The organism is Clostridium sp. CTA-6 (assembly GCF_054768115.1).
This window is the reverse complement of the sequence record NZ_BAAAAU010000005.1, coordinates 70,812-95,680: the sequence shown is the minus strand read 5'-3', so window position 1 is coordinate 95,680 and position 24,869 is coordinate 70,812. Positions and strand designations below refer to the sequence as shown.

The 24,869-nt window shown below is 26.2% G+C and carries 21 protein-coding genes and 1 other annotated feature; of the genes, 3 read left to right on the top strand and 18 right to left on the bottom strand.

Translation table 11 applies throughout. The features are described 5' to 3' along the window. Positions 1-41: 41 nt before the first annotated feature. The 4 genes from ACYUDJ_RS09135 to ACYUDJ_RS09120 form a co-directional block, all read right to left on the bottom strand. Complete coding sequence (locus ACYUDJ_RS09135) at positions 42-353, bottom strand: rhodanese-like domain-containing protein (RefSeq protein ID WP_003487223.1); 312 nt, start codon at positions 351-353, stop codon at positions 42-44. A 156-nt stretch (positions 354-509) separates the two neighbouring features. Next, on the bottom strand, positions 510-1,070 hold the full coding sequence (locus ACYUDJ_RS09130; protein ID WP_003487225.1) for an isochorismatase family protein: 561 nt from the start codon (positions 1,068-1,070) through the stop codon (positions 510-512). Positions 1,071-1,351: 281 nt separating this feature from the next. Next, positions 1,352-1,852 carry a flavin reductase family protein gene (locus tag ACYUDJ_RS09125; protein WP_003487227.1) on the bottom strand — a complete coding sequence of 167 codons (501 nt, stop codon included), beginning with the start codon at positions 1,850-1,852 and terminating at the stop codon, positions 1,352-1,354. Positions 1,853-1,961: 109 nt separating this feature from the next. Next, positions 1,962-2,588: a TrkA C-terminal domain-containing protein gene (locus ACYUDJ_RS09120; protein WP_003487229.1), complete on the bottom strand. Its 627-nt coding sequence runs from the start codon at positions 2,586-2,588 to the stop codon at positions 1,962-1,964. Between the two features lie 342 nt (positions 2,589-2,930). On the opposite strand from ACYUDJ_RS09120, the gene ACYUDJ_RS09115 reads away from it, so the two are divergent. Further along, positions 2,931-4,445 carry a BCCT family transporter gene (locus tag ACYUDJ_RS09115; protein ID WP_003487231.1) on the top strand — a complete coding sequence of 505 codons (1,515 nt, stop codon included), beginning with the start codon at positions 2,931-2,933 and terminating at the stop codon, positions 4,443-4,445. Positions 4,446-4,519: 74 nt separating this feature from the next. Here the strand turns inward: ACYUDJ_RS09115 and ACYUDJ_RS09110 are convergent, their stop codons facing one another. The 7 genes from ACYUDJ_RS09110 to ACYUDJ_RS09080 form a co-directional block, all read right to left on the bottom strand. Next, positions 4,520-8,809, bottom strand: coding sequence for an acyl-CoA dehydratase activase-related protein (locus ACYUDJ_RS09110; protein WP_460289546.1), 4,290 nt, complete (start codon positions 8,807-8,809; stop codon positions 4,520-4,522). 156 nt (positions 8,810-8,965) lie between these two features. After that, entirely contained in the window at positions 8,966-10,162 is a 1,197-nt protein-coding gene (locus tag ACYUDJ_RS09105) for an anaerobic nitric oxide reductase flavorubredoxin (RefSeq protein ID WP_042385593.1), read from the bottom strand. A gap of 656 nt (positions 10,163-10,818) precedes the next feature. Then, the gene (locus ACYUDJ_RS09100; RefSeq protein WP_003487238.1) at positions 10,819-12,147 is read right to left on the bottom strand and encodes a DUF1015 domain-containing protein; all 1,329 of its coding nucleotides are present in this window, start codon (positions 12,145-12,147) and stop codon (positions 10,819-10,821) included. After that, positions 12,125-13,069 (bottom strand): D-2-hydroxyacid dehydrogenase, encoded by a 945-nt coding sequence (locus ACYUDJ_RS09095; RefSeq protein WP_042385346.1) that lies wholly within the window; start codon positions 13,067-13,069, stop codon positions 12,125-12,127. The genes ACYUDJ_RS09100 and ACYUDJ_RS09095 overlap by 23 nt, the downstream gene beginning before the upstream one ends. A 204-nt stretch (positions 13,070-13,273) precedes the next feature. Continuing rightward, positions 13,274-14,347: a pyridoxal-phosphate-dependent aminotransferase family protein gene (locus tag ACYUDJ_RS09090; protein ID WP_003487242.1), complete on the bottom strand. Its 1,074-nt coding sequence runs from the start codon at positions 14,345-14,347 to the stop codon at positions 13,274-13,276. A gap of 236 nt (positions 14,348-14,583) precedes the next feature. Next, positions 14,584-14,786: a binding site (T-box leader), on the bottom strand. Positions 14,787-15,207: 421 nt separating this feature from the next. Continuing rightward, positions 15,208-16,542, bottom strand: a complete 1,335-nt coding sequence (mgtE, locus tag ACYUDJ_RS09085) for a magnesium transporter (RefSeq protein WP_042385350.1) — start codon at positions 16,540-16,542, stop codon at positions 15,208-15,210. A 501-nt stretch (positions 16,543-17,043) separates the two neighbouring features. Then, complete coding sequence (locus tag ACYUDJ_RS09080; protein WP_042385352.1) at positions 17,044-17,823, bottom strand: hypothetical protein; 780 nt, start codon at positions 17,821-17,823, stop codon at positions 17,044-17,046. Between the two features lie 625 nt (positions 17,824-18,448). Between ACYUDJ_RS09080 and ACYUDJ_RS09075 the strand changes: the two genes are divergently transcribed. After that, complete coding sequence (locus ACYUDJ_RS09075) at positions 18,449-18,574, top strand: hypothetical protein (protein ID WP_003487248.1); 126 nt, start codon at positions 18,449-18,451, stop codon at positions 18,572-18,574. Positions 18,575-18,683: 109 nt separating this feature from the next. On the opposite strand, the gene ACYUDJ_RS09070 is transcribed toward ACYUDJ_RS09075, so the two are convergent. From ACYUDJ_RS09070 to ACYUDJ_RS09060, 3 genes are all read right to left on the bottom strand, one after another. Beyond that, positions 18,684-20,117 carry a sensor histidine kinase gene (locus ACYUDJ_RS09070; protein WP_003487250.1) on the bottom strand — a complete coding sequence of 478 codons (1,434 nt, stop codon included), beginning with the start codon at positions 20,115-20,117 and terminating at the stop codon, positions 18,684-18,686. Between the two features lie 157 nt (positions 20,118-20,274). After that, positions 20,275-20,712, bottom strand: a complete 438-nt coding sequence (locus ACYUDJ_RS09065; RefSeq protein WP_003487252.1) for a CBS domain-containing protein — start codon at positions 20,710-20,712, stop codon at positions 20,275-20,277. Positions 20,713-20,984: 272 nt separating this feature from the next. After that, the gene (locus ACYUDJ_RS09060) at positions 20,985-21,188 is read right to left on the bottom strand and encodes a heavy-metal-associated domain-containing protein (RefSeq protein WP_003487254.1); all 204 of its coding nucleotides are present in this window, start codon (positions 21,186-21,188) and stop codon (positions 20,985-20,987) included. A gap of 163 nt (positions 21,189-21,351) precedes the next feature. Between ACYUDJ_RS09060 and ACYUDJ_RS09055 the strand changes: the two genes are divergently transcribed. Beyond that, positions 21,352-22,335 carry a biotin--[acetyl-CoA-carboxylase] ligase gene (locus ACYUDJ_RS09055; RefSeq protein ID WP_043031734.1) on the top strand — a complete coding sequence of 328 codons (984 nt, stop codon included), beginning with the start codon at positions 21,352-21,354 and terminating at the stop codon, positions 22,333-22,335. A 693-nt stretch (positions 22,336-23,028) separates the two neighbouring features. On the opposite strand, the gene ACYUDJ_RS09050 is transcribed toward ACYUDJ_RS09055, so the two are convergent. The 4 genes from ACYUDJ_RS09050 to ACYUDJ_RS09035 are packed head-to-tail and all read right to left on the bottom strand — an operon-like array spanning position 23,029 to position 24,838. Then, positions 23,029-23,625, bottom strand: a complete 597-nt coding sequence (locus ACYUDJ_RS09050) for a LysO family transporter (protein ID WP_042385354.1) — start codon at positions 23,623-23,625, stop codon at positions 23,029-23,031. Next, on the bottom strand, positions 23,626-23,904 hold the full coding sequence (locus tag ACYUDJ_RS09045) for a LysO family transporter (protein ID WP_042385357.1): 279 nt from the start codon (positions 23,902-23,904) through the stop codon (positions 23,626-23,628). 37 nt (positions 23,905-23,941) lie between these two features. Beyond that, positions 23,942-24,277, bottom strand: coding sequence for a thioredoxin family protein (locus ACYUDJ_RS09040; RefSeq protein WP_042385597.1), 336 nt, complete (start codon positions 24,275-24,277; stop codon positions 23,942-23,944). A 9-nt stretch (positions 24,278-24,286) separates the two neighbouring features. Continuing rightward, the gene (locus tag ACYUDJ_RS09035) at positions 24,287-24,838 is read right to left on the bottom strand and encodes a GNAT family N-acetyltransferase (RefSeq protein WP_043031733.1); all 552 of its coding nucleotides are present in this window, start codon (positions 24,836-24,838) and stop codon (positions 24,287-24,289) included. Between the last annotated feature and the right edge of the window lie 31 nt (positions 24,839-24,869).

Genomic DNA, 24,869 nt, shown 5'->3' with positions numbered 1-24,869 from the left:
TTTGTATATACCCACTACTCATTATAAATAAATCTAAAAAACTAATTTTCTATTTCATAGGGCCAATCCATTATTCCACCCATATCATATACATTGTCATAACCTAACTCCTTTAAATATTCACATCCAATTTTAGCTTTTTTTCCACTTCTACAATATATAAAAATTGTAGAATTTTTATCTGGTACTTCATCTTCAACATTTGCTTCTAAAAATTCTAGTGGTATTAATTTACTACCTTTTATATGTCCTTCTCTATATTCACTTTCGCCTCTTACATCTAAAATTGTTATATCTTCTCTTTCATCTATCATTTTCTTAGCTTCTTCTGATGTTATTGTATTAATATACATTTAAGATTCATCTTCTTTCTATAGTATTATTTTTTGTATTTATATATTGCTATTATATTAATTTAAATTAAATTGGGGAAAGCTCTATAAATATTAATGATACTTTTATAATATCCTCTTAGTCAAATTTTTAACCTAAGTTTTAAAAATTATACTTTAAATAAATTTAGCTCCCTGCTTTCTTAAATTATTTAAAGTTTTTTCATGCTCTTTTTTATTTACATAACCTACCCCATCTACATATAATTCTACATTAAATCCATTTCTAATTAAGTCCTCTACCGTTTCTTTAACACAAAACTCAGAAGCTATACCACATACAATTACATCCTTATCTAATACTTCATTGATCTTATTACCTAAAATATTTTCTCCTTCATAGGCTGAATATTCTTCTATATAATCATTTTTTCCTTTTGAAAACAATATTTTTTTATTATTAGGTGAATGATTTTTATGTTGTAATTCTTTATAAAAACTCTTCTCTAATTTAGCACCAAATCTATCAGCTACACAATGTACTGGCCATATACCACCATTTATTTTAAAAGATTTATTATTTTCACTATGCCAATCTAAAGAGTAAAATACTTTTAAATCTTTATTTATATTTAATAAATTTATAATGTTTTTAACAGCTAGCTCTCCATTATCACAAGCCAGTGAACCTGATATGAAATCATTTTGGCAGTCTATTATAAGTATTGATTTAAACATAACTATTCCCTTTCTTTAACTAAAATTTTAATTTTCATATAATTATCTTTAAAATATTATAGAATTCTTATACTTTAATGAATTCTTAAGAATATATGCTAATCAATAATAATTATATAATTATTATTATACCTATTTAAATACTATATATATAAATTAACCAAAATTTAAAAATTTCAATATATTCTATTGTATAGTATAAAATTATTTTTAACTCTTTAAATAAAAAACAAAAGCCATTGATAAAATATGTTTATCAACAGCTTAAGAAAAATAATATATTATAATTTATAGCAATTTAAAATTTCGCCATAGTATAAAACATGATTATTTCCATCATTATAAAATGTATCTACTAATTCTTTATCCATAGCTTTTAAATCTAATGGTTGTTTATAGATAACCTTACATTCATAGTGCATCCCATTACCTTGTATAACTGGAGTATCTACTTTATCGCCATCTCTTAATTTTAAATTACATTCCTTTATCTTATCAAATTCTTTTCCTGACTTTGATCCACAAAAAGCTAATGCTTCCTTCATAGTATCATCAAAGGGGATTGTTACTGTAAATTCATTACTTTTGTCTATAAATTCTTTAGTATATCTACTTTCTCTAACTAAAGCTATAAAAACAGGTTTTCTCCACTGAAATCCTATGTTTCCCCAAGATATAGTCATTGTATTTACTTTACCATTTACACTACCTGTTAAAAAAGCACCTTTTTTATGTAAATGCTCCATAGATTCTTCTAAATTTAATGTAAAATTTACTGACATAATATACCTCCTAGAATCCTATAAATATTTTTTACTTACTATTTTATATTATATATCACTATAAACCCAATTTATACTTTAAAGTCAAATTGAATACTTAAAAATAGTCTTAGTTTATTCCCTGCTGTATATAATTTTTGGCTCTATTTAAATCATCTTCGCTACATATGATTCTTGCAATATCCCCTGCTTCAAATCTAAAATAAGGTCCTGGAGATATATACATTTTATCCTTTCTTTTTACAGATATTATAGTTCCATTAGTATGTTTCCAAAACTCTGTATCAGAAATAGTTTTATTTACTATATAAGAATTTGAATATATAACTATTTCATAAGCATCTTCTAAATTTATATTTTCAAATTGAATAGAATTTTCCAAAATTAAGTCCATATATTTATCTATTTCTCTTTCAAGTTTATTTTTTTCCTTTTTGAGAGATTTTATTTTTTGTCTAAGTTCTTTAACATTGTTTTTAGCATTAAATCTATGTATAAATAAATATGCATTTTCAACAGATTTAATATATATGCCACTCTTTTCTGTAACCTCTACTACCTGCATATCTTTAAGCAATGAAACAGCTCTTCTTATAGTTTCTGGAGATACATTATATTTGCTCGAAAGTGTGGATCTTCCTCTAACTTTTTCCCCTACCTTAAATTCATTATTATAAATCTTTTGAGCTATATCTATTGCTATTTTCATATATTTGGGAGTATCTGTATTTTCCATAATCCTTCTCCTTATGTTCCTATTATTTAAATTATATTAAAAAATTCACCTGCTATCTATAAGCTCCATCCTCTATAAGATAGAATAAAAGTAAGCATGATCCTGGCTGAGTTCTTCTAACCTTCATCAGAAGTAATTTAGTTTCCTAAAAAACTCCAGCTAAAGCCAATTAAATAACAGATAATACTATAATTATACATTGATTTCATATAAACTCAAAATTTTAAAGATTTTAAAAATAAATTTAGTAAATTTTACAATTTTAAGCTTGTATGCTATAATGGGAATCACAATCTGACATACTTGCATATTTTATAAGTTGTCAGTTATAGGAGGATTTATATGATTCAAAAATTAAAAAAAGAAAAGGTTTTTTATGTATCAATTATAAGCTTATTACTTCTATTGTCATTGGCTTTTTTTAATATTGATGCTTTTGCAAAATCCACTAAAAATATATTAAATTTCTTATTGGATAGGTTTTCTTGGTTTTATATACTGGTTATGCTATCTTTTTTTATTTTTTGCATGTGGGCAGCCTTTAGTAAATATGGAAAATTAAAATTAGGAAAGGATAATGAAAAACCAGAATATAGTTTAATTTCTTGGTTTACAATGCTTTTTAGTGCTGGTATGGGCATAGGCTTAATCTTTTGGGGAGTTGCAGAACCTTTAAATCATTATATTCATCCATTTAATTTGCAAGGATTTACAGAAGAAGCAAAAACCTTTGCTATGACAAAATCATTTCTACATTGGGGGATTTCAGCTTGGTCTTGTTATGCTATTCTAGCCCTAGCATTAACTTATTTTCAATTTAGAAAAGATAAGCCAGCTCTAATGAGTAGTTTATTAATACCTCTGATTGGTGAAAAAAAAGCTTCCGGATGGATTGGAAATACAATAGATATTTTTACTATATTTGCAACTGTAGCAGGAGTAATTACTTCTCTTGGACTTGGTGCACTTCAAATTAATGCAGGTTTAAACTATTTATTTAATATTCCTGAAAACATTATGGTTCAACTTATCATAATAATTTTAGTTACTATATGCTTTATAGCTTCTGCATCTTCAGGTCTTAATAAAGGGATTCAAGCCTTATCTAACTTAAATATGTTATTAGCAGCAATTTTATTAATATCCGTAATACTAATAGGTCCTACTTTAGATATAAATAAAAATTTATTTAAAGGCTTAGGAGTTTATGCAAAAGAACTACTAATAGATAATAATAATATATTTGTTACTGGTGATTGGTATAAAAAATGGACTATATTCTATTGGGGCTGGTGGATAGCTTGGGCTCCTCCTGTAGGAATATTTATAGCTAGAATTTCTAAAGGAAGGACTATAAAAGAGTTTTTACTAGGAGTATTATTTGTTCCATCAATAATATGCTTTATATGGTTTGCCGTATTTGGAACTATGGGCTTTAATGTAAGTCACGCTGTTGCACTTACTGCAATTAAAAGAGCCGAAACAGCTTTTTTTGTTGTTATGAATGAATATCATTTTGGATATATCATTTCCTTAATAGCTATAATGCTTTTAGGAACTTTCTTTGTAACTTCAGCGGACTCTGCAACTTTTGTATTAGGTATGCTTTCCTCTAATGGAGACTTAAATCCTAAAACCTCTAAAAAGTTCATTTGGGGAATACTTCAGGCTTCTTTAACTGTTGTTTTTCTAATAGCTGGAGGGTTAGACATGATTCAAACAGTTTCTGTAATAGCAGCCTTTCCCTTTGCTTTTATAATGATAATTGCAATGATATCTCTAAGGAAAAGTTTAAAAACTGAATTTATAAAAGCACCTTCTCTTTCCAATAATAAAAAAATTGAAAAGGTAATATAATTAATAATAGTAAGGGAGGTTTCTTTTATGTTAATGTCCTTCCTTACTATTTAATTTCCTTATTTAAAATTTTATTAGCTAAATCTCTTATTTTTTATTTCCACTTTATCTTTTTTGTTCTTTTCTAATTTTTCTAGATTTTTAATCGCAGTGGAAAGCATAAGTTTTATCCTATTTAATTGATTTACTTCACTAGCCCCAGGATCATAATCTATTGGGGTAATATTTAGATAAGAATATCTTCTTTTAATTTCCCTAATCATGCCTTTGCCTATTACATGGTTTGGTAAACATGCAAAAGGTTGTATGCAAATCATATTATTAACTCCAGATTCTAATAATTTAACAATCTCTGCTGTTAATAACCATCCTTCTCCAGCCTGATTCCCAAGAGATAAAATATCATCCGTTCCTTTAGCTAATTTTTCAATTCCTTGTGGTGCCATAAATCTTTTACTATTCCTTAGTGCTCTCTTCATTTCTATTGAATAAAGTTTTATATATTTGATAGCCAATCTGCCCCCTAAGAAATCTTTTAAGTTTCCGCCTAGCTTCTCATATTTAAATTTCTGATTATAGGAGCAATATAATAGAAAATACATTAAATCTGGTATTATTACTTCTGCTCCCTCTTTTTCTAATATTCCTATAATATTGTTATTTGCTAAACTATTATACTTCAAGAAGATTTCTCCAACTACTGCTACCTTTGGCTTAATTACATTTTTAATTTCCAAACTATCAAAATCATTTATCATTTCTTTTGTAATATTTTTGAACTCCTTAAAACTTCCATTACATACATTATTTTTACATCTATATAACCACTTCAAATAAAGTAATTTTGTTGAATTTTTTATTTTTTCATAGGGTCTTACTCTATTTGTCATTTTTAAAAGCATATCTCCATAACATAATGCCATTAATGCTCTATTAATCATTGGTAATGTTATTTTGAATCCCGGATTATTTTCTATTCCTTGAGCACTTATGGATATAACTGGTATTTTTTCATATCCCGCATCTTTTAATGCTTTTCTTATAAGAGCAATATAGTTAGATGCTCTACAAGTACCTCCTGTTTGAGAAATCACTACAGAACTATTATTTAAATCATACTTCCCGGACTTAAGTGCACTTATAATTTGACCTACTACTACAATTCCAGGATAGCACGTATCATTGTTTACATATTTTAATCCTTCTTCTATAATATGTGGATTAACTGTAGGTAATACTTTCAAATTATATCCGGAGCTTTTAAAAGCAACTTCCAACAGTTCAAAATGTATTGGTGAAAATTGAGGACAAAGTATTGTATGTTTTTCTTTCATTTCTTTTGTAAATATAGTTTTATCATAGGGTTTAATTGATTTAATATTTTTTGAATTGGAAATTAGGGATTTATTTATATTATCCATGGCAGCTTTAAGAGAACGAATTCTAATTCTAGCTGCGCCTAAATTATTAACCTCATCTATTTTTAAAAGTGTATATATTTTACCAAAGGTCTCCAATATTTCTTGTACTTGATCTGTAGCAATGGCATCTAGTCCACATCCAAAAGAATTTAATTGAATTAACTCTAAGTTTTTTCTAGTACCTACAAACTGCGCTGCTCTATATGCTCTTGAATGATAGGTCCATTGATCTAATACTCTTAATGGTCTTGGAATTTCAACTAAATCCGCTACAGAATCCTCTGTAAAGACTGCCAATCCTTCTTCTGATATCATATTTGCTATCCCATGATTTATTTCTAAATCTAAGTGATAGGGTCTGCCACTTAGTACAATACCTTTTCCATTATTTTTATCTAAATCCTCTAATATTTCTAATGCTTTATTTTTTATATCCTCTTTAACCTTATCAATTTCTTCATAGGCTTTATCAATTGCAAAACTTATTTCCTTTTGACTTATATCAAATACTTTTAGCTCCTCATATAAGTTTTTCTTCATTGATTTTATATCATTAAAATTTAAGAATGGGTTTTTATATATTATATCTTTACTTCTCAAAGATATAATATTATTTTTAACAACCTCTGGATAAGAAATTACTATAGCACAATTATAATGATTATCTGCCCTCTTATCCTCTAATCTCTCATAAGAAATACATGGATAAAATATAAATTTCAAGCCTTTTTTTATAAGACTTGCTATATGCCCATGAGCAATTTTGGCAGGATAACAAATAGATTCTGATGGTATAGTATCAATACCCTCATTATAAATTTTCTTTGTAGAATTAGGAGATAATACTACCCTAAAGCCTAGTTCTGTAAAAAAAGTATACCAAAAAGGATAATTTTCATACATATTTAAAACTCTTGGTATACCTACTTCCCCTCTTGTTGCTTTTTCTATTGAAAGAGGTTGGTATCCAAAAATTCTTTTATATTTGTAATCAAATAAATTTGGTGCTTTTTTCCCATTCTTATTAGATCCTGTACATCTTTCACATCTATTGCCAGAAATAAACTTTCTGCCATCAGAAAATTTGCTTACAGTAAGTAAACAATTATTACTACATAATCCACAATGTCTAAATTCATTTGACATTTTAAAATTCTTAAGCTCAGATTCTCCTAAAACATTAGAAATCTCATTTTCATTGTATTTATCTTTTGCAATAAGAGCAGCTCCAAAGGCTCCCATGAGACCCGCAATATCAGGTCTTATAACTTCTTTACCAGTAATTTTTTCAAAGGCTCTTAAAACAGATTCATTATAAAAAGTTCCTCCTTGAACTATAATTTTTTCTCCAAGATCCTCTGGTCTTTTTATTTTTATAACTTTGTAAAGGGCATTTTTTATAACAGAGTAGGATAATCCAGAAGATATAGCTCCAATATCAGCGCCTTCCTTTTGGACTTGCTTAACTTTAGAATTCATAAACACAGTACATCTTGATCCTAAATCCACTGGATTTTTTGATAACAAACCCTTTTTTGAAAAATCTTCAATGTTCATATTTAGAAATTGTGCAAACATATCGAGAAAAGAACCACAACCTGATGAACATGCCTCATTTAATTGAATAGAGTTTATTGCTCCATCTTTTATCTTGATGCACTTCATATCTTGACCTCCTATATCAAGAATAAAGTCTACATCTTTTAAAAAATGCTTTGCTGCTCTATAGTGTGCAACAGTTTCAACTTCTCCAATATCAATATTTAAAGCTGACTTTATAAGTGCTTCCCCATATCCAGTAACAGTGACTTTAGCAATTTTTATTTTTTCATTGATTTTACTATATATATCCTTTAATATGTTTATAGTAATTTCCATAGGATTACCTTTATTACTACCATAAAAAGAATACAAAATAGCCCCTTCATTATCTATTAGTATAGCTTTAGTAGTTGTAGAACCAGCATCTATACCTAAAAAAGCTTCTCCTTCATATGTAGTTATATCTCTCTTCTTGGCTTTGCAGCCATAATGCCTTTGTCTAAAATTGTGTAATTCCTTCTCATTTTCAAATAATGGTTCTAATGTATATGAAGTAGCTATATTATCACTGTTATCTAAGCTATCAATAGCTTTTAACAATCCTTCAAATGTTATAACTTTCTCTTTTTTAGATTCAATAGCTGCGCCAATAGCTACAAATAGTTGAGGATTTTGTGGAAATAATATTTCTTCCTCCTTTAATTTCAAAGTATCAATAAACCTTTCCCTAAGCTCTGATAAAAAGTATAAAGGCCCTCCTAAAAATGCGACCTTTCCTTTTATTGGCTTTCCACAAGCAAGCCCACTTATAGTCTGGTTTACAACAGCCTGAAATATAGATGCAGCTATATCTTCCTTGGCAGCTCCTTCATTTATAAGAGATTGTATATCAGTTTTTGCAAAAACTCCACACCTTGCAGCAATTGGATAGATTATTTTATAATTTTGGGCTAATTCATTTAATCCTTTAGCATCTGTTTCAAGTAATGTAGCCATTTGATCTATAAAAGCCCCTGTGCCACCAGCACATACTCCATTCATACGTTGCTCTAAACTATCTTCAAAATATGTTATTTTTGCATCCTCTCCACCTAATTCTATTGCTACATCCGTATTATTCATAAAGGTTTCAACCGCTTCTGTACAAGCAATAACTTCTTGAATAAAAGATACTCCTAAAAGCTTTGACAATGATAATCCACTAGATCCTGTTATCATTACTGTAATATTATAATCTTTATATTTCTTAAAAACTTCTTTTATAAAGACAACTACAGCTTCCTTTATATTAGAGTAATGTCTTTCATATTTACTATAAATAATGTTGTTTTTCATATCTAATAATACAAGCTTAATAGTGGTCGACCCTATATCAATTCCTAAATGTAATATTTCTTTCATAAACTTTTCACCTCGATACCAATTATTATTATCATAATTAATATGTAAACACTATTTTGTAATTCTTCCCTTTTTAAGGCATAATATACTTATTTTAAAGCATAAAAAAGAGAGGTCATAAATATTTAATCCTAACCTACTCCTTTTTATAGATACTTATATATTATTTAATACTTTTCCTATGTTCTCTCCAAAACTTCTACATCTATCTAATGCCTCGTCATCAGGATTCCACATTTCTCTTATTCCATCATTTATTATTTCAAATCCTGCTTTATTTAATTCTTCTGTAATGAGTTTAACAGATTCTCCACCCCATCCATAGCTTCCAAATGCTGCAGCTTTTTTTTCTTTAAATCCAAGTCCTTTTATCATTTCTAATATTGATGCTGTGGATGATAACATACCCCTGTTTATTGTTGAAGATCCAACAAGGGTTACTTTTGATTTAAATACTTCTGTTATAATATCATTTTTATCATTTTTTGAGGAATTAAAAATTTTTATTGCAACATCTTTATTTATTTTCTTTATGCCTTCTGCTATAGTCTCTGCCATTCTTCTTGTACTATTCCACATGGTATCATAAATTATAGTAACTTGATTTTCTCTATAATTTTTAGCCCATTTTATATATTTATCTACAATTTGAAGAGGCTTTTCTCTCCAAATGACACCATGACTAGGGCAAATCATATCAACTGGTAGATTAAAACTTAATATTTCCTCTATTTTCTTTATTACTAATGGACTAAAAGGTGTTAAAATATTTGCATAATATTTTATTGCCTCTTGTAATAATTCTGAACTATCAACTTTATCATTGTACATAAGTTCTGATGCATAATGCTGTCCGAAAGCATCATTACTAAACAACATGTTTTTACCGCTTAAATAAGTAAACATACTATCTGGCCAATGAAGCATTCTTGCTTCAATAAATGTCAACTTATTTTTTCCTATTTCTAAAGTATCCCCTGTTTTAACCTCAACAAAATTCCAATCTTCATGATAATGAGCTTTCAATAACTTTGCTCCATTTTTAGTACAATATATAGGAGTCTTTGGAATTTCTTTCATGAGTTCAGGTAATGCTCCACTATGATCAATTTCTGAATGATTTACAATAATATAATCAATTTTATCCAAATCTATTTCCTTTTTTAAGTTAGAAACAAATTCCTTTGCAAATGGTTGCCAAACAGTATCTATAAGTACATTTTTTTCATCTTTTATTAAATATGAATTATAAGATGATCCTTTATATGTAGAATATTCTTCACCATGGAAACTTCTTAATTCCCAATCTATTTTTCCAACCCAAGTAACCATATCATTGATTTTAAATGCCATAATCATTGTCCTCCCTGATTGTATATTTTTAAATAATATATTATTTTTAAGGTTTATATATTTAAATATATCTTGTTCTAACTCTACTAATTTTTTATATGTTACCTCAATTTTTTTACAAACATCCTTAGAAACTATATAGAACAATATAGTTAGTATATCCTTATTGCGTCTAAAAAAACTATTTATATCATTTAAAAATTAATTTTTGTATTAGACTTATTTATTAAAATTATTAAGCTTCATCTAAACATACATCATGGGAAATATGAAAATACCAAGAGTATTTAGAATTATTACTTGAACAAGTATAAAAATATTGGATAAAAAAATCAGAATAAATACACTAGATGGATATAAGAATAAAATCATATAAATGAGGAAATTAAAAAAGAATAAGGTTTTTCAATATTTTTCTTCAATACTTTTTCAAGCTTTGAAAATTAATACTTCACCTTATTCCTTCTACCCTATTTTTTCTATATTTAATGCTCACTTTTTTATTGTTTCACTTTAATTTTACCTTACCTTTTCTACTACTTCTTCTCTAACTTCTTCAATGCTTTTTATTCTTATTTAAAAATTTGATGTTTGATAATAAACTACCCCTGATATTTATATTTTCAACATCCTATTACTTTACCTTTATCACTTCATTATATTTCATGTATAAATAATCCGCTTCTTAATTTTGGTTCAAACCAGGTGGATTTTGGTGGCATAACTTTATTATTGTCTGCTATTTTTATTATTTCTTCTATGGCTGTAGGATACATGGAAAAGGCTACCCCATTTTCTGTTTTATCCACTAATTCTTCTAATATTTTTAATCCTCTTATACCACCTACAAAAGCTATTCTATTGTCCTTTCTTGGATCTTTTATTTTAAGTATTGGTTCTAATAAATTATTTTGTAATATAGCAGCATCTAGTGATTCTACTTCATCCTGAGCATTAAATGTATTTGGTTTTGCGGCTAACACATACCATTTATTTTTATAATACATACCAAAATTATATTTTTCTTTAGGTCTATATTGTAAATCTTCTGAAGATATTTTTTCTAGTTGTTCACTTTGCAACTCATGCTCTACTTCACAATTTTTTATAGTTTTTTTATTTTCTAATTTAGGGTTGTACTCTCTTACTATAAATTTTTCTTCTATTTTATTTATAAATTCTTCCTCTGTATAGTATAATGTATCCTTTACCACTCTATTATAATCCATTATTTTTAATTCCTTATGTGGGAAAAGTACACCTAAAAAATAATTGAATTCTTCTTCTCCTGTGTAGTTTTTATTTTCTTCCCTTCTTTTTAACCCTACTTTTACTGCTGAAGCTGCTCTATGATGGCCATCTGCTATATAGACTGAAGGGATAGTTTTAAATATATGGCATATTTCTTTTGTAGTATTTTCATCATCTATTTGCCATACTGTATGTCTAACCCCATCCTCTGCTACAAAATCATATAAAGCCTTATTTTTAGTACAGTTTTCTATTATAGTATTCAATTTTTCTTCATATTTATAAGTTAAAAATATAGGTCCTGTATGAGCACTGCACGTATCTACATGTTTTATCCTATCTAGCTCTTTTTCTTCTCTAGTGTGCTCATGTTTTTTTATTACATTATTCATATAATCATTAATAGATAAACAACCTACTATACCTGTTTGCACATTTCCATTCATATTAAGGCTATAAATATATAACATTGGTTTTTCTTCTTTTATAAATAGTTCTTTATTTATCATGTTATTTAAATTTTCTCTTGCCTTATCATAAACTTTTTGGTCATAAGGATTAATATCTTTATTTAGATCTATTTCTGCTCTATCTATATGTAGGAAAGAATAGGGGTTTTTGTCCCCTATTTCCTTAGCTTCCTCAGTATTTACTACATCATAAGGTAATGCTGCTATTTTATATTCAAATCCTTTATTCGGTCTTATTGCTCTAAATGACTTTAATATGGTCATATCCTTCTCCTCCTATATTAAAAAAATTATCTAATATATCTACTATTTCTTCTCCTATTCTCATCTGAGCTTCTTTAGTAGATGCTCCTATATGAGGTGTTACACTTACTCTTTCATGATTTATAAGTTCTTTTTTTGGTTTTGGCTCATTTTCAAATACATCTAAAGCTGCTGCTGTTACTTTTCCGTTATTAAGAGCTTTTAAAAGAGCTTCTTCTTCTATTACTCCACCTCTAGCACAATTTATTATATAAACTCCATCTTTCATTATATTAAATTCTTCTTCCTTTAATAAAGCTCCTCTATCTTTATTGAAAGGTATATGAACAGATATAAAATCTGAATTCTTTAATAAATACTCTAAAGTACAGCATTTAAATTCTTCATATTCTTCACACTTGCCTGCTATATCATAATAAATTACATTCATCCCTAAAGCATTAGCTCTTTTAGCAACTTCTCTAGCTATTCTTCCAAATCCTATTAAGCCTAAGGTTTTTCCATATATTTCTGTTCCTTTATACTTTTTCTTTTCCCATTTCCCTTCAAGCATAGTAACATTTGCTGTATTTATAAATCTGCTTATGCAAAGCATGTGTCCTATAGTTAATTCTGCTACAGATACACTACTAGCTTTAGGTGTATTAAAAACAATAACCCCTTTTTCTTTAGCATATTCTAAATCTACATTATCAAGTCCAACACCTGCTCTTACGACCAATTTTAGATTTCGTTTTATTCCTGCATCTATTATTTCCTTGTCTACTTTAGTAGCTGATCTTATTATAATAGCATCAAAATCTTTTATTTTATCTTTAAGCTCCTCTTTTTCAAAATGTTTATCTAATACTACAAATCCTTGCTCATTTAATTTATTTAAAGCATTCTGCTCCATTCCATCAGAAACTAATATTTTTATCATAAATTTCATCCTCTCAAATATATATGGGTAATCCCATTAATCTTTTTATTTTTCTTATTTTATAAATATAATTAATTCATTTTATAATTCTTCATATTTTGAAGTATAACTTCATTATTATTTAACTTATAAATCAATAACTTATTTTAATTCCTTATATATATAATTATAATTTTATTATTTTTTAAATTAGAAATTATAACTCTATTCTAATCCTAAGATATCATTTATATTTTCTAATAATTCTTTTATATCTTTTAGTGTACATTGTCCCATGTGAGCTATTCTAAATCCTTTATCTTTTAATTTTCCATAACCATTAGATATTTGAAAACTTCTTTTCCCTAATTCTTCATTTAATTTTTTAATATCTATATTTCTTGTATTTTCTATATTAGTTAGGGTATTTGATAAATATTTTTCATCTCCATAGATTTTAAAGTATTTTCTAGCCCAAGCTCTTACATACTCTGCCATTTCTATATGTCTTTCGTATCTATTTTCAAGGCCTTCTTCCAATATTTTATCTAGTCTATAATCCATAGCAAACATATGAGATAAAGAAGGTGTAGATGGATATTGATAGTTTTTCTTTTGTATATATTTATAAAGAGAAAGTAAATCTAAATAATATCCTCTGTTAGTAACTTTTTCTGCTCTTTCTACAGCCCTTTGAGAGAATGAGCAGATAGCCATTCCTGGTGGTAATGCTAATGCCTTTTGAGTAGAGGTTATACATACATCTACCCCTAGCTTATCTACTTCTATTTTTGTTCCTGCCATAGAGCTAACACAATCTAATGACCATATTACTTCTGGATATTTTTTTATTACTTTGCTTATTTCTTCTACTGGATTCATAATGCCTGTAGAGGTTTCATTATGAGTTATAAAAATAGAATCATATTTTCCTGTAGCTAACACCTCATCTACTAATTCTGGTTTTACAGCTTCTCCCCATGGCACTTCATATAAATCTGCTGGTACATTATTTGCTACAGCCATTTCATACCATCTCTTACCAAAGGCACCTATAGCAAATACCGCTGCCCTTTTAACTGTAGTACATCTTATAGCACCTTCCATAAGTCCACTACCAGAAGATGTAGATAGTAAAATCTCCTCTTTTGTATTAAAAACTTTTCTTAATTTATCACTAATGTCTTTCTGAAGAACTGAAGCTTCCTTTGTTCTATGACCTATCATAGCCATACTCATTTTTTCTAATACATCTCTTTCTACTTCTACCGGTCCTGGAATAAATAATCTTTTATGCATAATAAATATCCTCCTCTTAATTTGAACTATATTTTTGAATGTTTTTTCAATATTCTGAACTATGAATTTATAGTATATTTTTCTTTTACTATTAAAGTACTTATTCAATAATATACTTCATACTACTTAATTTGTTTTTTATATTTTATTTTAAAGTTATGCATTATTAAAGTGAAATCCTAAGAAAAATATATAGAAATCTTTTTTGAGAATACAAAAAGAGTCTACCGTCCCTTGGTAGGGACGATTGACTCGCGTTGCCACCCTTATTAATCATATAAAAGATTATATGATTCTCTCAAAAATATAACGGTTTTAACCGTATTGCTCATCGCAATTACCTCCGAGGTGGATTCACTAAAATAACAGTATCAGTTTTCACCAACCACTGACTCTCTTTAACCTATATTTAAGCTACTATTCTCATCATGGGCTAATATGAATTTTTAAATGTGTTAAACCTTCATTTTTCTCTATTATAAATTTTATTTTATGAACTGTCAACGATAAGATTTTATAATTTTTTATAAAATTTTATAAATCCATAATATATTATAATTTTATATAGTATACTATATAAAATTATTCTTAAATAACAAAATCATATCCTGCTACAAATACCAATTCACTTACCTAAGCCCTTATTACCTTTAAGTAACATCTTTATTACTGAATTTTAAAATATTATATGCCTTTACAGAAAAAATTTTATAAAACTTCTACATAAATTATAAATTATTATTAAAAATATATTTAAATAAGCATAGGTATGTTTAAGTGCCTTAAATATACCTATGCTCACTTCTTCTAATATTTATTATATAATTACTTTTTAGTAAAATTATTATTAATTTCTTTTATTATATTCCAAGTAATATTTTAGCTATACCAAAGTAAATTAAAAGTGCTACTGCATCTACTATAGTTGTAATTAATGGGCTAGCCATTATAGCTGGATCTAACTTTAATTTCTTAGCAACTATAGGTAATATTCCACCTACAACTTTTGCCAATACTACTGTGAAAAATAAACTTATGCAAACTGTCATAGATACCATAAAACTTACCTTTTCTATAAAGTATACTCTTAAAAAATTAACTACTGATAAAGCTATACCTACAACTACACTCACCCTAAACTCTTTCCACATAACTTTAAATATATCTTTAAGCTTTATTTCTCCTAATGCTAAACCTCTTATAACTAAAGTTGAAGATTGTGAACCTGAGTTTCCACCGGTATCCATTAACATTGGTATGAAGGATGCAAGTATAACTACAGATTGAAGTACATCTTCAGATTTTCTAATAATATTTCCTGTAAATGTGGCTGATATCATAAGTACTAAAAGCCAAATTATCCTATGTTTTGCTAATTCAAAAACTCCTGTTTTTAAATACTCCTCTTCTGAAGGCTCCATAGCTGCCATCTTATGAAAATCCTCTGTGTTTTCTTGATCTATTATATCAACTATATCATCTATAGTTATGATACCAACTAATCTATGTTCTTTATCAACTACTGGCATAGAAACTAAATCATATTTTTTAAATTGATTAGCAACATATTCCTGATCATCAAAGGTATTTATAGAAACATAATTTTCTTTCATAATATCTTTTATTAATACGTCTTTATTGCTTAATATAAGTCTTCTTATAGAAGTAATCCCCTCTAATTTTCTGTTTTTATCAATAACATAACAAGTATTTATAGTTTGCTTATCCACACCAGTTTTTCTTATACGTTCTATAGCCTGTTCTACAGTCATTTCTTTTTTCAAGTCTACAAACTCTATAGTCATTATGCTTCCAGCTGAATCTTCTTCATATTTTAAGAACTGGTTTATAAGCTTTCTTTTTTTATCATCTGTATTTAGTAAGATCTTTTTAACTATATTAGCAGGCATTTCTTCTAATAAATCAATAACATCATCAAAATATAATTGATCTATTATAGTAGTCATTTCCTCATGGGTTATAGATTGTATTATATATTGTTGCATATCATTGGACATATAGGAAAATACATCTATTTCTATATCTTTAGGTAATAATCTAAACAAAACTAGCATATTTTTTTTATTATCTACTTCTTCTAATAAAGTAGCTATATCTACACTATTTAGTTTCAAAAGTTCTTCTCTAGCTTCTGAATATTTTTTCCCGTTTATAAGTTCTAGTATTTTTTCCATTGTGGTTCCTCCTTTAGGCACCACAAACAAAACCTTTTATATTAAATTAATTTTAGTTTCTAGAGTACAGTCTTCATTAATAAGCATTATATAACTAAATCAACTTTTCAAATATAAATATAATATTTATACATGAATTTATAGTTTACTTATGAAATTTAGGCCTAAACTAAATAGAAAGGCTTTGTAACTGTGGTACTTGCTATTTATTGTATTAAGTTCCGATTTGGGTTCATAAGGTCCAGATTCCACAACTACCACCAACCTTTCTTATCAAAATATTATTCGCCTAACACTTATTTCTTTAACTCATACATTATAACACAAAAAATCTTATATTCTATAATTTAAGAATATTTTTATTTTAAATATAATAAAACTCCCTTAATTTATTCTTATGCTACATTTATATTTTGGTTAACAGTATCTATAAATAAAAAAGTTGCTAAAGATACTTTAATAATCATCAGCAACTTTTCTTAAACCTAATAAAATTTTTATTTAAGCTATATTTTTTAAACTGTTTTTTATAATATTTATTGTGTCCTCATATGCTTTTTCTATGTATTTTTCTGGTTCATCATATTTAATCTTATTCTCTAAATCTTTTCCATTAAATTTTTCTAACCCTTTATATTTATATTTTATTTTCATATTATTTGAATCAACTATTAGTATATTTTTATAATTATTATCTTTTAATATTTCTATAGGCAATTCACAATTTATATCTCCTGTAATAAAAGATTTACTCTTAACTCTATTATTAAATATACTAGGTTCTGCCACTGAATTTAATATAACTTTCTCCATATAATTACTATCATAATTGTTTAATTTAAATACTGATTTTCTCATAAAAGGCAACTCATAGCACCCTAAATAACAATCCATGTTAAAATCATTCTTTCCTACATTTGTATATTTATTATTTATAATTTTTAGCATATCGCTCCAACTTATCATGCCTTCCTCAGAAATCTTTCTACTCCATATATGTATTTTTTCATTTAAACTCTTATTTATAGTATGCATATTCAAAATTTGATAAATTTCATCTTCTTTAATATGTATTCTTTTTATATTATTCATTAAAGTACATATATATTTAAATGAATTACAATCTTTTTTCCCAAACATTATAGCACTTAATGATCCTAACCCATTTCCTGATACTGCCTTAAATTTATTATACATATTATATTCTTCTATAGCTTTAACTACACCTAAATGATAAAAAATATTATTTCCTATAAAAGCTATTGCAAAATCTTTTTCCATATAATCCACCTCTAAATTTATACTATCCTTCATTGTAAACCTTTAGATAAATAATCCATAAATATATATTACCACAAATTTTAAAATATAAAAACAAAAATTGTTATAAAAATAACATCATTTAGCTTAATTATATCTTATTTATCTTAATATTCATTTAAATATTAATAAATTTTTATTATTTTATGTTTATCTTTTAACATTAACAAGGTCTATCTGTAAATAAAATAGATTTAAACTTTTTTAGAGACAGACCTTGTTTCAATTGTATAGTTTTATTTTATATTTATATGTACTTTTAACATAGTAAAAAACACTATAATTAAGCTCATAATTAAAAATATAACATTAAATCTATTATTCTTTTTCACCATTTTTATCCTCCTATAAAAATCAATAGATAAATTAATTTTTATTATTACACTCTAAAGATATATTATATTCGTTCATATACTTTTTCGTACAAAATTTTAATATTTTAAGTAATATAAAACAGTCTTTATGTAAAAAATAAGTTTATCACATATATAAGTTCTTTCAATATTAAAAAAGCTAAAAATACTTTTTAATAAAATAACTCTGATTCTAAAAGAACTTAATAATTTACAATAAGGAGAGATGTTTCATGCCTAAAGATAGTCAACCTGATAATAAAAAAGCTAGAATGGAAAAGTGTAATTATCAGACCCCTATAATTTCAGAAGAAGGAAAAAATAAAATAACTAATAAAAATAAGAATAAAAACAAATAAATTTTTAAAATCAATTTGCCTAATAAAATAATAAAAGGGAGGTGTTTCAAAATATATTTAATTTTGAAACGCCCTCTTTATTACTAAAGACAAATATAAAGGTTTTTATTCAAATAGCGCTATCATATATTTCTGGGAATTCAATTTTTACATTCTGACCTATATTTTTAGTATATATTTCCTTACATTTATCAGCTTCTTTAACTCTTCTAGAAGGAAGATCAAATATTATTTCTGTACCTTTATTTTCTTTACTATTTATATGAATATTTCCTTCATGCATATCAATTATAGATTTAACTAAAGCAAGACCTATACCACTACTACAAGTTGTTAAATCATATTCTTTTCTATTAGATTGTACAAATCTATTAAACACATTCTTTTGCATATTTTTAGCTATGCCTATACCATTATCTTTAACAGAAATAATAACTCTATCTTCTTTATCTTGTACAGTGACTTGTATACAGCCTCTTCCACTTTGTTTATATTTAACAGAGTTTGATATAAGATTTAATACAACTCTTTCTATCATATCCTTATCACAAGCTATAATTTTTTCTTCTGTATCTGTATCAAATATTATATCCATATCATTATTCTCAACATATGTAGAAACAGATGTAACTATATCTTCAACTAAACTAACTATATTATTATTATTTAATTTAATTTTGCAACATCCAGATTCGATTTTATTGGTATTAACTATATTATTTACAAGTCTTAAAAGTCTGTAACAATTTTGTTTTATTACTCCAATATATTTTTCAATAGTATCTATTTTTTTATTGTCTAAAGCCATATTCATAACCTGAATAGCAGAATATATAATATTTATAGGTGTCTTTAAATCATGGGATATATTAGCATAAAATTCAGCTCTTTGTCTATGTTCTACTTTGTTTTTTTCTAACTCTTCATATAATTTTTTATTTTCTTGTAATAAGATATTATTCTTAATAGATATACTTACAAATTCTTCGTCATTTAAGTTTAAAACAAAGCATCTTAAATCTACCTTCAATATTTCTCCATCTTTTAAAATAATTTTTTCATTTAAATAAGTAACACCTGTAGAATTTTTTATATTATTTATCTTTAATAATCCTTCTTTATAAAATTTCTCTTCTAAATAATCATATATATTTATATTATTAAAATTTATGTTCTTTTTAATTTTTATAAATTTTTTAGCTTCATCATTCATAAAATAAATTTTTTCATCTTTTAATATTATTATAGGCGAAATAATATTATTAATAAAATTTTTATATATTTTTGTTTTATTATTATACTTACTGTTAAATTTATTTTTAAAATTTTTCATATCTCTATTAGAAAATCCATACAATATATTATTAGCTATTATTCCCTCTACCATTGCAATATTAAAAATACAAAAAGATTCTAAATCTGATTTAACATGACTTACATAAATAAAAACAATTACCACGTTAATTAATATAAATCTTATGGGTAAAAATTTCTTTATAACTTCCTGTTGTTCTTTAATAATTACAGTACTTATATTTTCCATTTCCCCACTCCCCTTTTAATATATGCATATTTTTACATTATATATAAATAATTCAACTATTTCTATTATTTTCCTTTTATTGGTTTTAAAATTTAAAATAAATTAACATTTTGTTTCTAATTTATTTATTATCTAAAAAAAGAAAGGCAAGAGCACTTTAGCTCTTGCCTTCTTTTATTATAATATCCTTTTTTTCTTTAATGCAATCATAGCAATAATTTATAATTTGACTTCTTTTTATTATTCCTATGAATATATGATTATCATCTACCACAGGAACAAAATTTTGATTTATTGATAAAGATATTAAATCCTCTATTTCAGCATTAATATGAACAGGCTTATTATATGTATGCCTTGGAACATCCTTTAAACTTATTTTATTTGTGTCATTAAAACTTATATATGGAGTATTTTTAATTTTCCATAACATATCTCCTTCAGTTAAAGTGCCTACATATTTACCATTATCATCTATAAGTGGAATAGCTGTATACCTATGATATTCCATTCTCTCTAGTGCCTGCCTCATTGTACTATTTTCATTTTCATAAATCACTTCTAACTTAGGTGTAAGAAAAAACGCTATATTCATATATATTCCTTCCTATAATTTAGTTTTATATAAGAAATATATTCCCCCCTTTAAACTTGTAAAAATAAAACCATTATATATATTTCTATATAAAATAAAAAAATCCTATATGATAATATTATATTCATTAAAATTTAATAAATATATATTTATCATTTACATTTATATACTTCGTGCTAAATTATAGTAACTTAATATTTTACCTTTATTATATAACATATAATTTTGAGTATCTATATCTTAAAATATATTTAATTTTAGGACAATCTCCTCTATATTATTTTATATCCAGTATGTTCTATACAATTTTTTATATCCATTTCATTTGTAGGCTTATTATAGCCTACCTCCACAGTACCTCTAGCTAAATCTATAGCAACTTCTTGAACACCCTTAACCCTGTCTAAAGCATTTAATAATCTAGTTTTACTTTCATTATTTGCCATTCCTGATACATTTAAATGTAAATTATTCATAAAAATTCCCCTTTCTTTTTGATTCTATATGTTTATTATTTTCTTTATCATTGAAAATATTTATAATAAAACAATTTAAGTTTAAAATATTATATTATAAATATTTTTATGTAGTATAATATAGTAAAGAAACTTTTAGCTATAAACTAAGGAGGCAAATAGTTTGAAAGAAGCCATAATAAATATATTAAAAAATAGTTCTCATACATTTATATCTGGACAATATATTAGTGATAAATTAGGTGTTTCAAGAACAGCCATTTGGAAATATATAAATGGGCTAAAAAAAGAAGGTTATAATATCGAATCTGCATCCAAAAAAGGATATAGATTGATTTCTTGTCCTGATATTTTAACCTTTGAAGAAATTGTAAGTTTATTAAAAACTAAATTTTTGGGTCAAAATATTATTCATTTTGATTCTATTAATTCTACTAATGACAAAGCGAAAAAAATAGCCTCTTCTGAAAATGACGGTACAGTAATAATATCTGAGGAACAAACTCTAGGAAAGGGTCGATTAGGTAGAACTTGGTCCTCCTCTAAATTTAAAGGTGTCTATATGTCCATCATACTAAAACCTGATATAAACACTATGGATGTACCTAAAATAACTCAAGTAGCCGCTGCTGCTGTAATAACAACTTTACTTAATAATAATATTAAAGCTTATATAAAATGGCCTAATGATATTATAGTAAACAATAAAAAGGTATGTGGTATTCTAACGGAAATGAGCGGAGAGATAAACAAAGTAAATTATGTAGTAGTGGGTATGGGCATAAATGTAAATTGTGAAGAAGAAGATATACCAAAGGATTTAATTTCAAAGGCAACATCTTTAAAAATAGAAGATAATAAAGAATTTAAAAGAAATATTTTAGTTGCAGACATATTAAATAATTTTGAAAAACTATATACAGAACTTATAGAATATAACAATATAGATACTTCTATAGAAATATGCAAAAAAAATTCTATACTAATTGGCAAAGAAGTTAGAATAATAAACAGAAATAAAGAACGTTTGGGAAAAGCTGTGGGTTTAAATTCTAATGGTGAACTTTTAGTTCAATTTGAAAATGAAGAAATAAAACCACTAATCTCTGGAGAAATATCTGTAAGAGGAATGAATGGATACATATAAGGGTAATGCTACCCTTGGTTTAAAAAAGGGATATGTGGTTACAAGGGCAACTCACTTCAATAAGAGATTCTAATCTTGTTCAAATACCTTTTACACCACATATCCCTATCTTTTTAAACCAAGGGAAGTTAGAATAACTTTTTGAAGATATTTATATCATTGTACGCACATAAAAAATTTTTAATTATTTATATTCTTTTCAGTAAAGGCTTCAAAAAAATTTTCGATAGAAAATTAATGCGGTAGCATGTCAAGAGACTATATTTTTCATAAGATTTATAATGCATGAACTTACAATTTAAACCATTTACGGTAGCAAACAAATTTAATCTTACAGTCTTTAAATTAATGATTAACTTAGTGGAATAATTATAATTAAAAATTTTGTGTAAAGGAGCGAAACAAAATCATCCTTTTGTAGGTTTTTATTTCAGCAGGAAATTATTATAACAACTTTTAAAGGTATTAAAACAAGAAATACTTTTAAAGAAAATAGATATCTAAAAAAATAATTAGAATGCTTTATTTGTGAACTAATATTTAAGCGTGAAGTAAACAGGACGTGGCATTAGAGCGTTAGCTTAAATATTAGGGCACAAATATTAGTATTCTTTATTTTTATAGCTATCTATTGACTAAAAGTATTTCTTGTTTTAATTCTCACTCTTTAAAGGTTGTTAGGTAGCAATTTCCTTATATTGTGTATATGAAGGATATCAGTATTGGTACTAAGGAACTTAGTATTACCCCATTTATAAAGGATGCTATAGCTACCTCTGGGGATGTGTTTTTTGATATTATAGGTAATGTGGTGTCCATAGATGTGGCTCCTGCTGGAGCTATGGCTGTAAAATGATTTAATTTTTTTGCTAGAAATGGTATTGTAATTACTGCTATTATTTCTCTAAATACATTTGTTAAAAATGCTATGGTACCTATTTGGGCACTTTCAAGACTAGTAAGCATAACTGCAGATAAACTATACCATCCAAAACCAGCAGCTATAGACAAAGCTGATTTTATAGATAATTTAAAAAACATTGCAGTTATTATTCCCCCAGTAAGACTGCCTATTATTATTGATAGTGGTATTAAAAGTACTTTTAATCCATTCCTTTTTAAGTCCTTTATTAGATTTTTGTTACTTCCCACATCGATACCTACAAACAGAATAAGTAAGTTTAAAGCTATAGTGCTTATAAATTCTATATTAGGAATAAGGGTTTCTGGAATAAAAAAATATCCGCATAAAGCACCTAGCAATACAGATAAAAACATAAATAAAGTCAATTATTCCTCCCCCTTTTGCAAAAATCTCTTAGAAACTATATAAAGTATTATTATACTAAATATAGTTGTAGTTATTGCAAATACTATAGAAACCTGTCCTATATTTTTTATATCTTTTACTACAGATTTATTAGCTCCTATGGAGGCTCCCATAAAAAATAATAACGCAAATACCCCTATTTGCTGTAAAATTCCATTTATCTTTTTACCCTTTTTAGAAAACTCTTTAAAGTATCCTATTAACATTCCTAAAAATAAAAACAATAATATAGCCCACATAAAATACCCCCTATAAGGGAATATCTCAAAATATATTTTATTTTGAAACATCCCCATATAAATCACAATATCTTTTTATTTTTTCTTCAAATTCTATAAGACTTATATATCTACCTTCTCTTAATATTTCTTTCCCCTCTATATAAAATAAGGTAGTTGGAACCGTAAATATATTATATCTTCCGGATGTCTCCTTAAAATTATCTATATTTACATTGAAAACTTTTATATTATATTTTTCTCCAATAACATTTATTTTATCTTTAAGGATAGTACAGACATTACATTTTTCATTTGATGAAAAATATATTAACACCATAGAATTGTGTTTTATTATATTTTCTACATAATCTATATTCTTTATTTCCTCCATAATAATCTGCTACCTCAAGCTTTCCCATTCTCTTCTTAAAATGCCATACATATAAAGATCATATCTTTTTCCATCTCTATGAATAAATTCTCTATAGGTTCCTTCCTTTTTAAACCCTACTTTTTCATAAAGTTTTATAGCTCTATGATTATATTCTAACACTGTTAAATGAATTCTGTGAAGATTTAGCTCTTTAAATGCAAAGTTTAAAACTAATTCTGTAACCTGGGTTCCATAACCTTTTCCTCTAGCTTCTTCCTCTCCAAAACCTATATAAAAGATAGCTGTTCCATTATTCCATACTATATCTTCAAGACCTGTTAGACCTATAATCTTGTTATCTTTTATATTTCTTATAGCAAATACATAACCATACTGTGATTTATAGGAACTATTTATAATTTCCTCTACTTGCTCTTTATTTTTAGGGAATGCTGATATTATATCGTAATGTCTTAAAAAATTTACATCTCTATACCAGGAAGCTATAGTTTCTATATCGTCTTTTTCAACAGCCGTAAGCTTTAAATTTTTTCCTACTAAAAGAGAATCTATAGACATAAATCTCATTCCTTTCCTTAATATTTTGTAT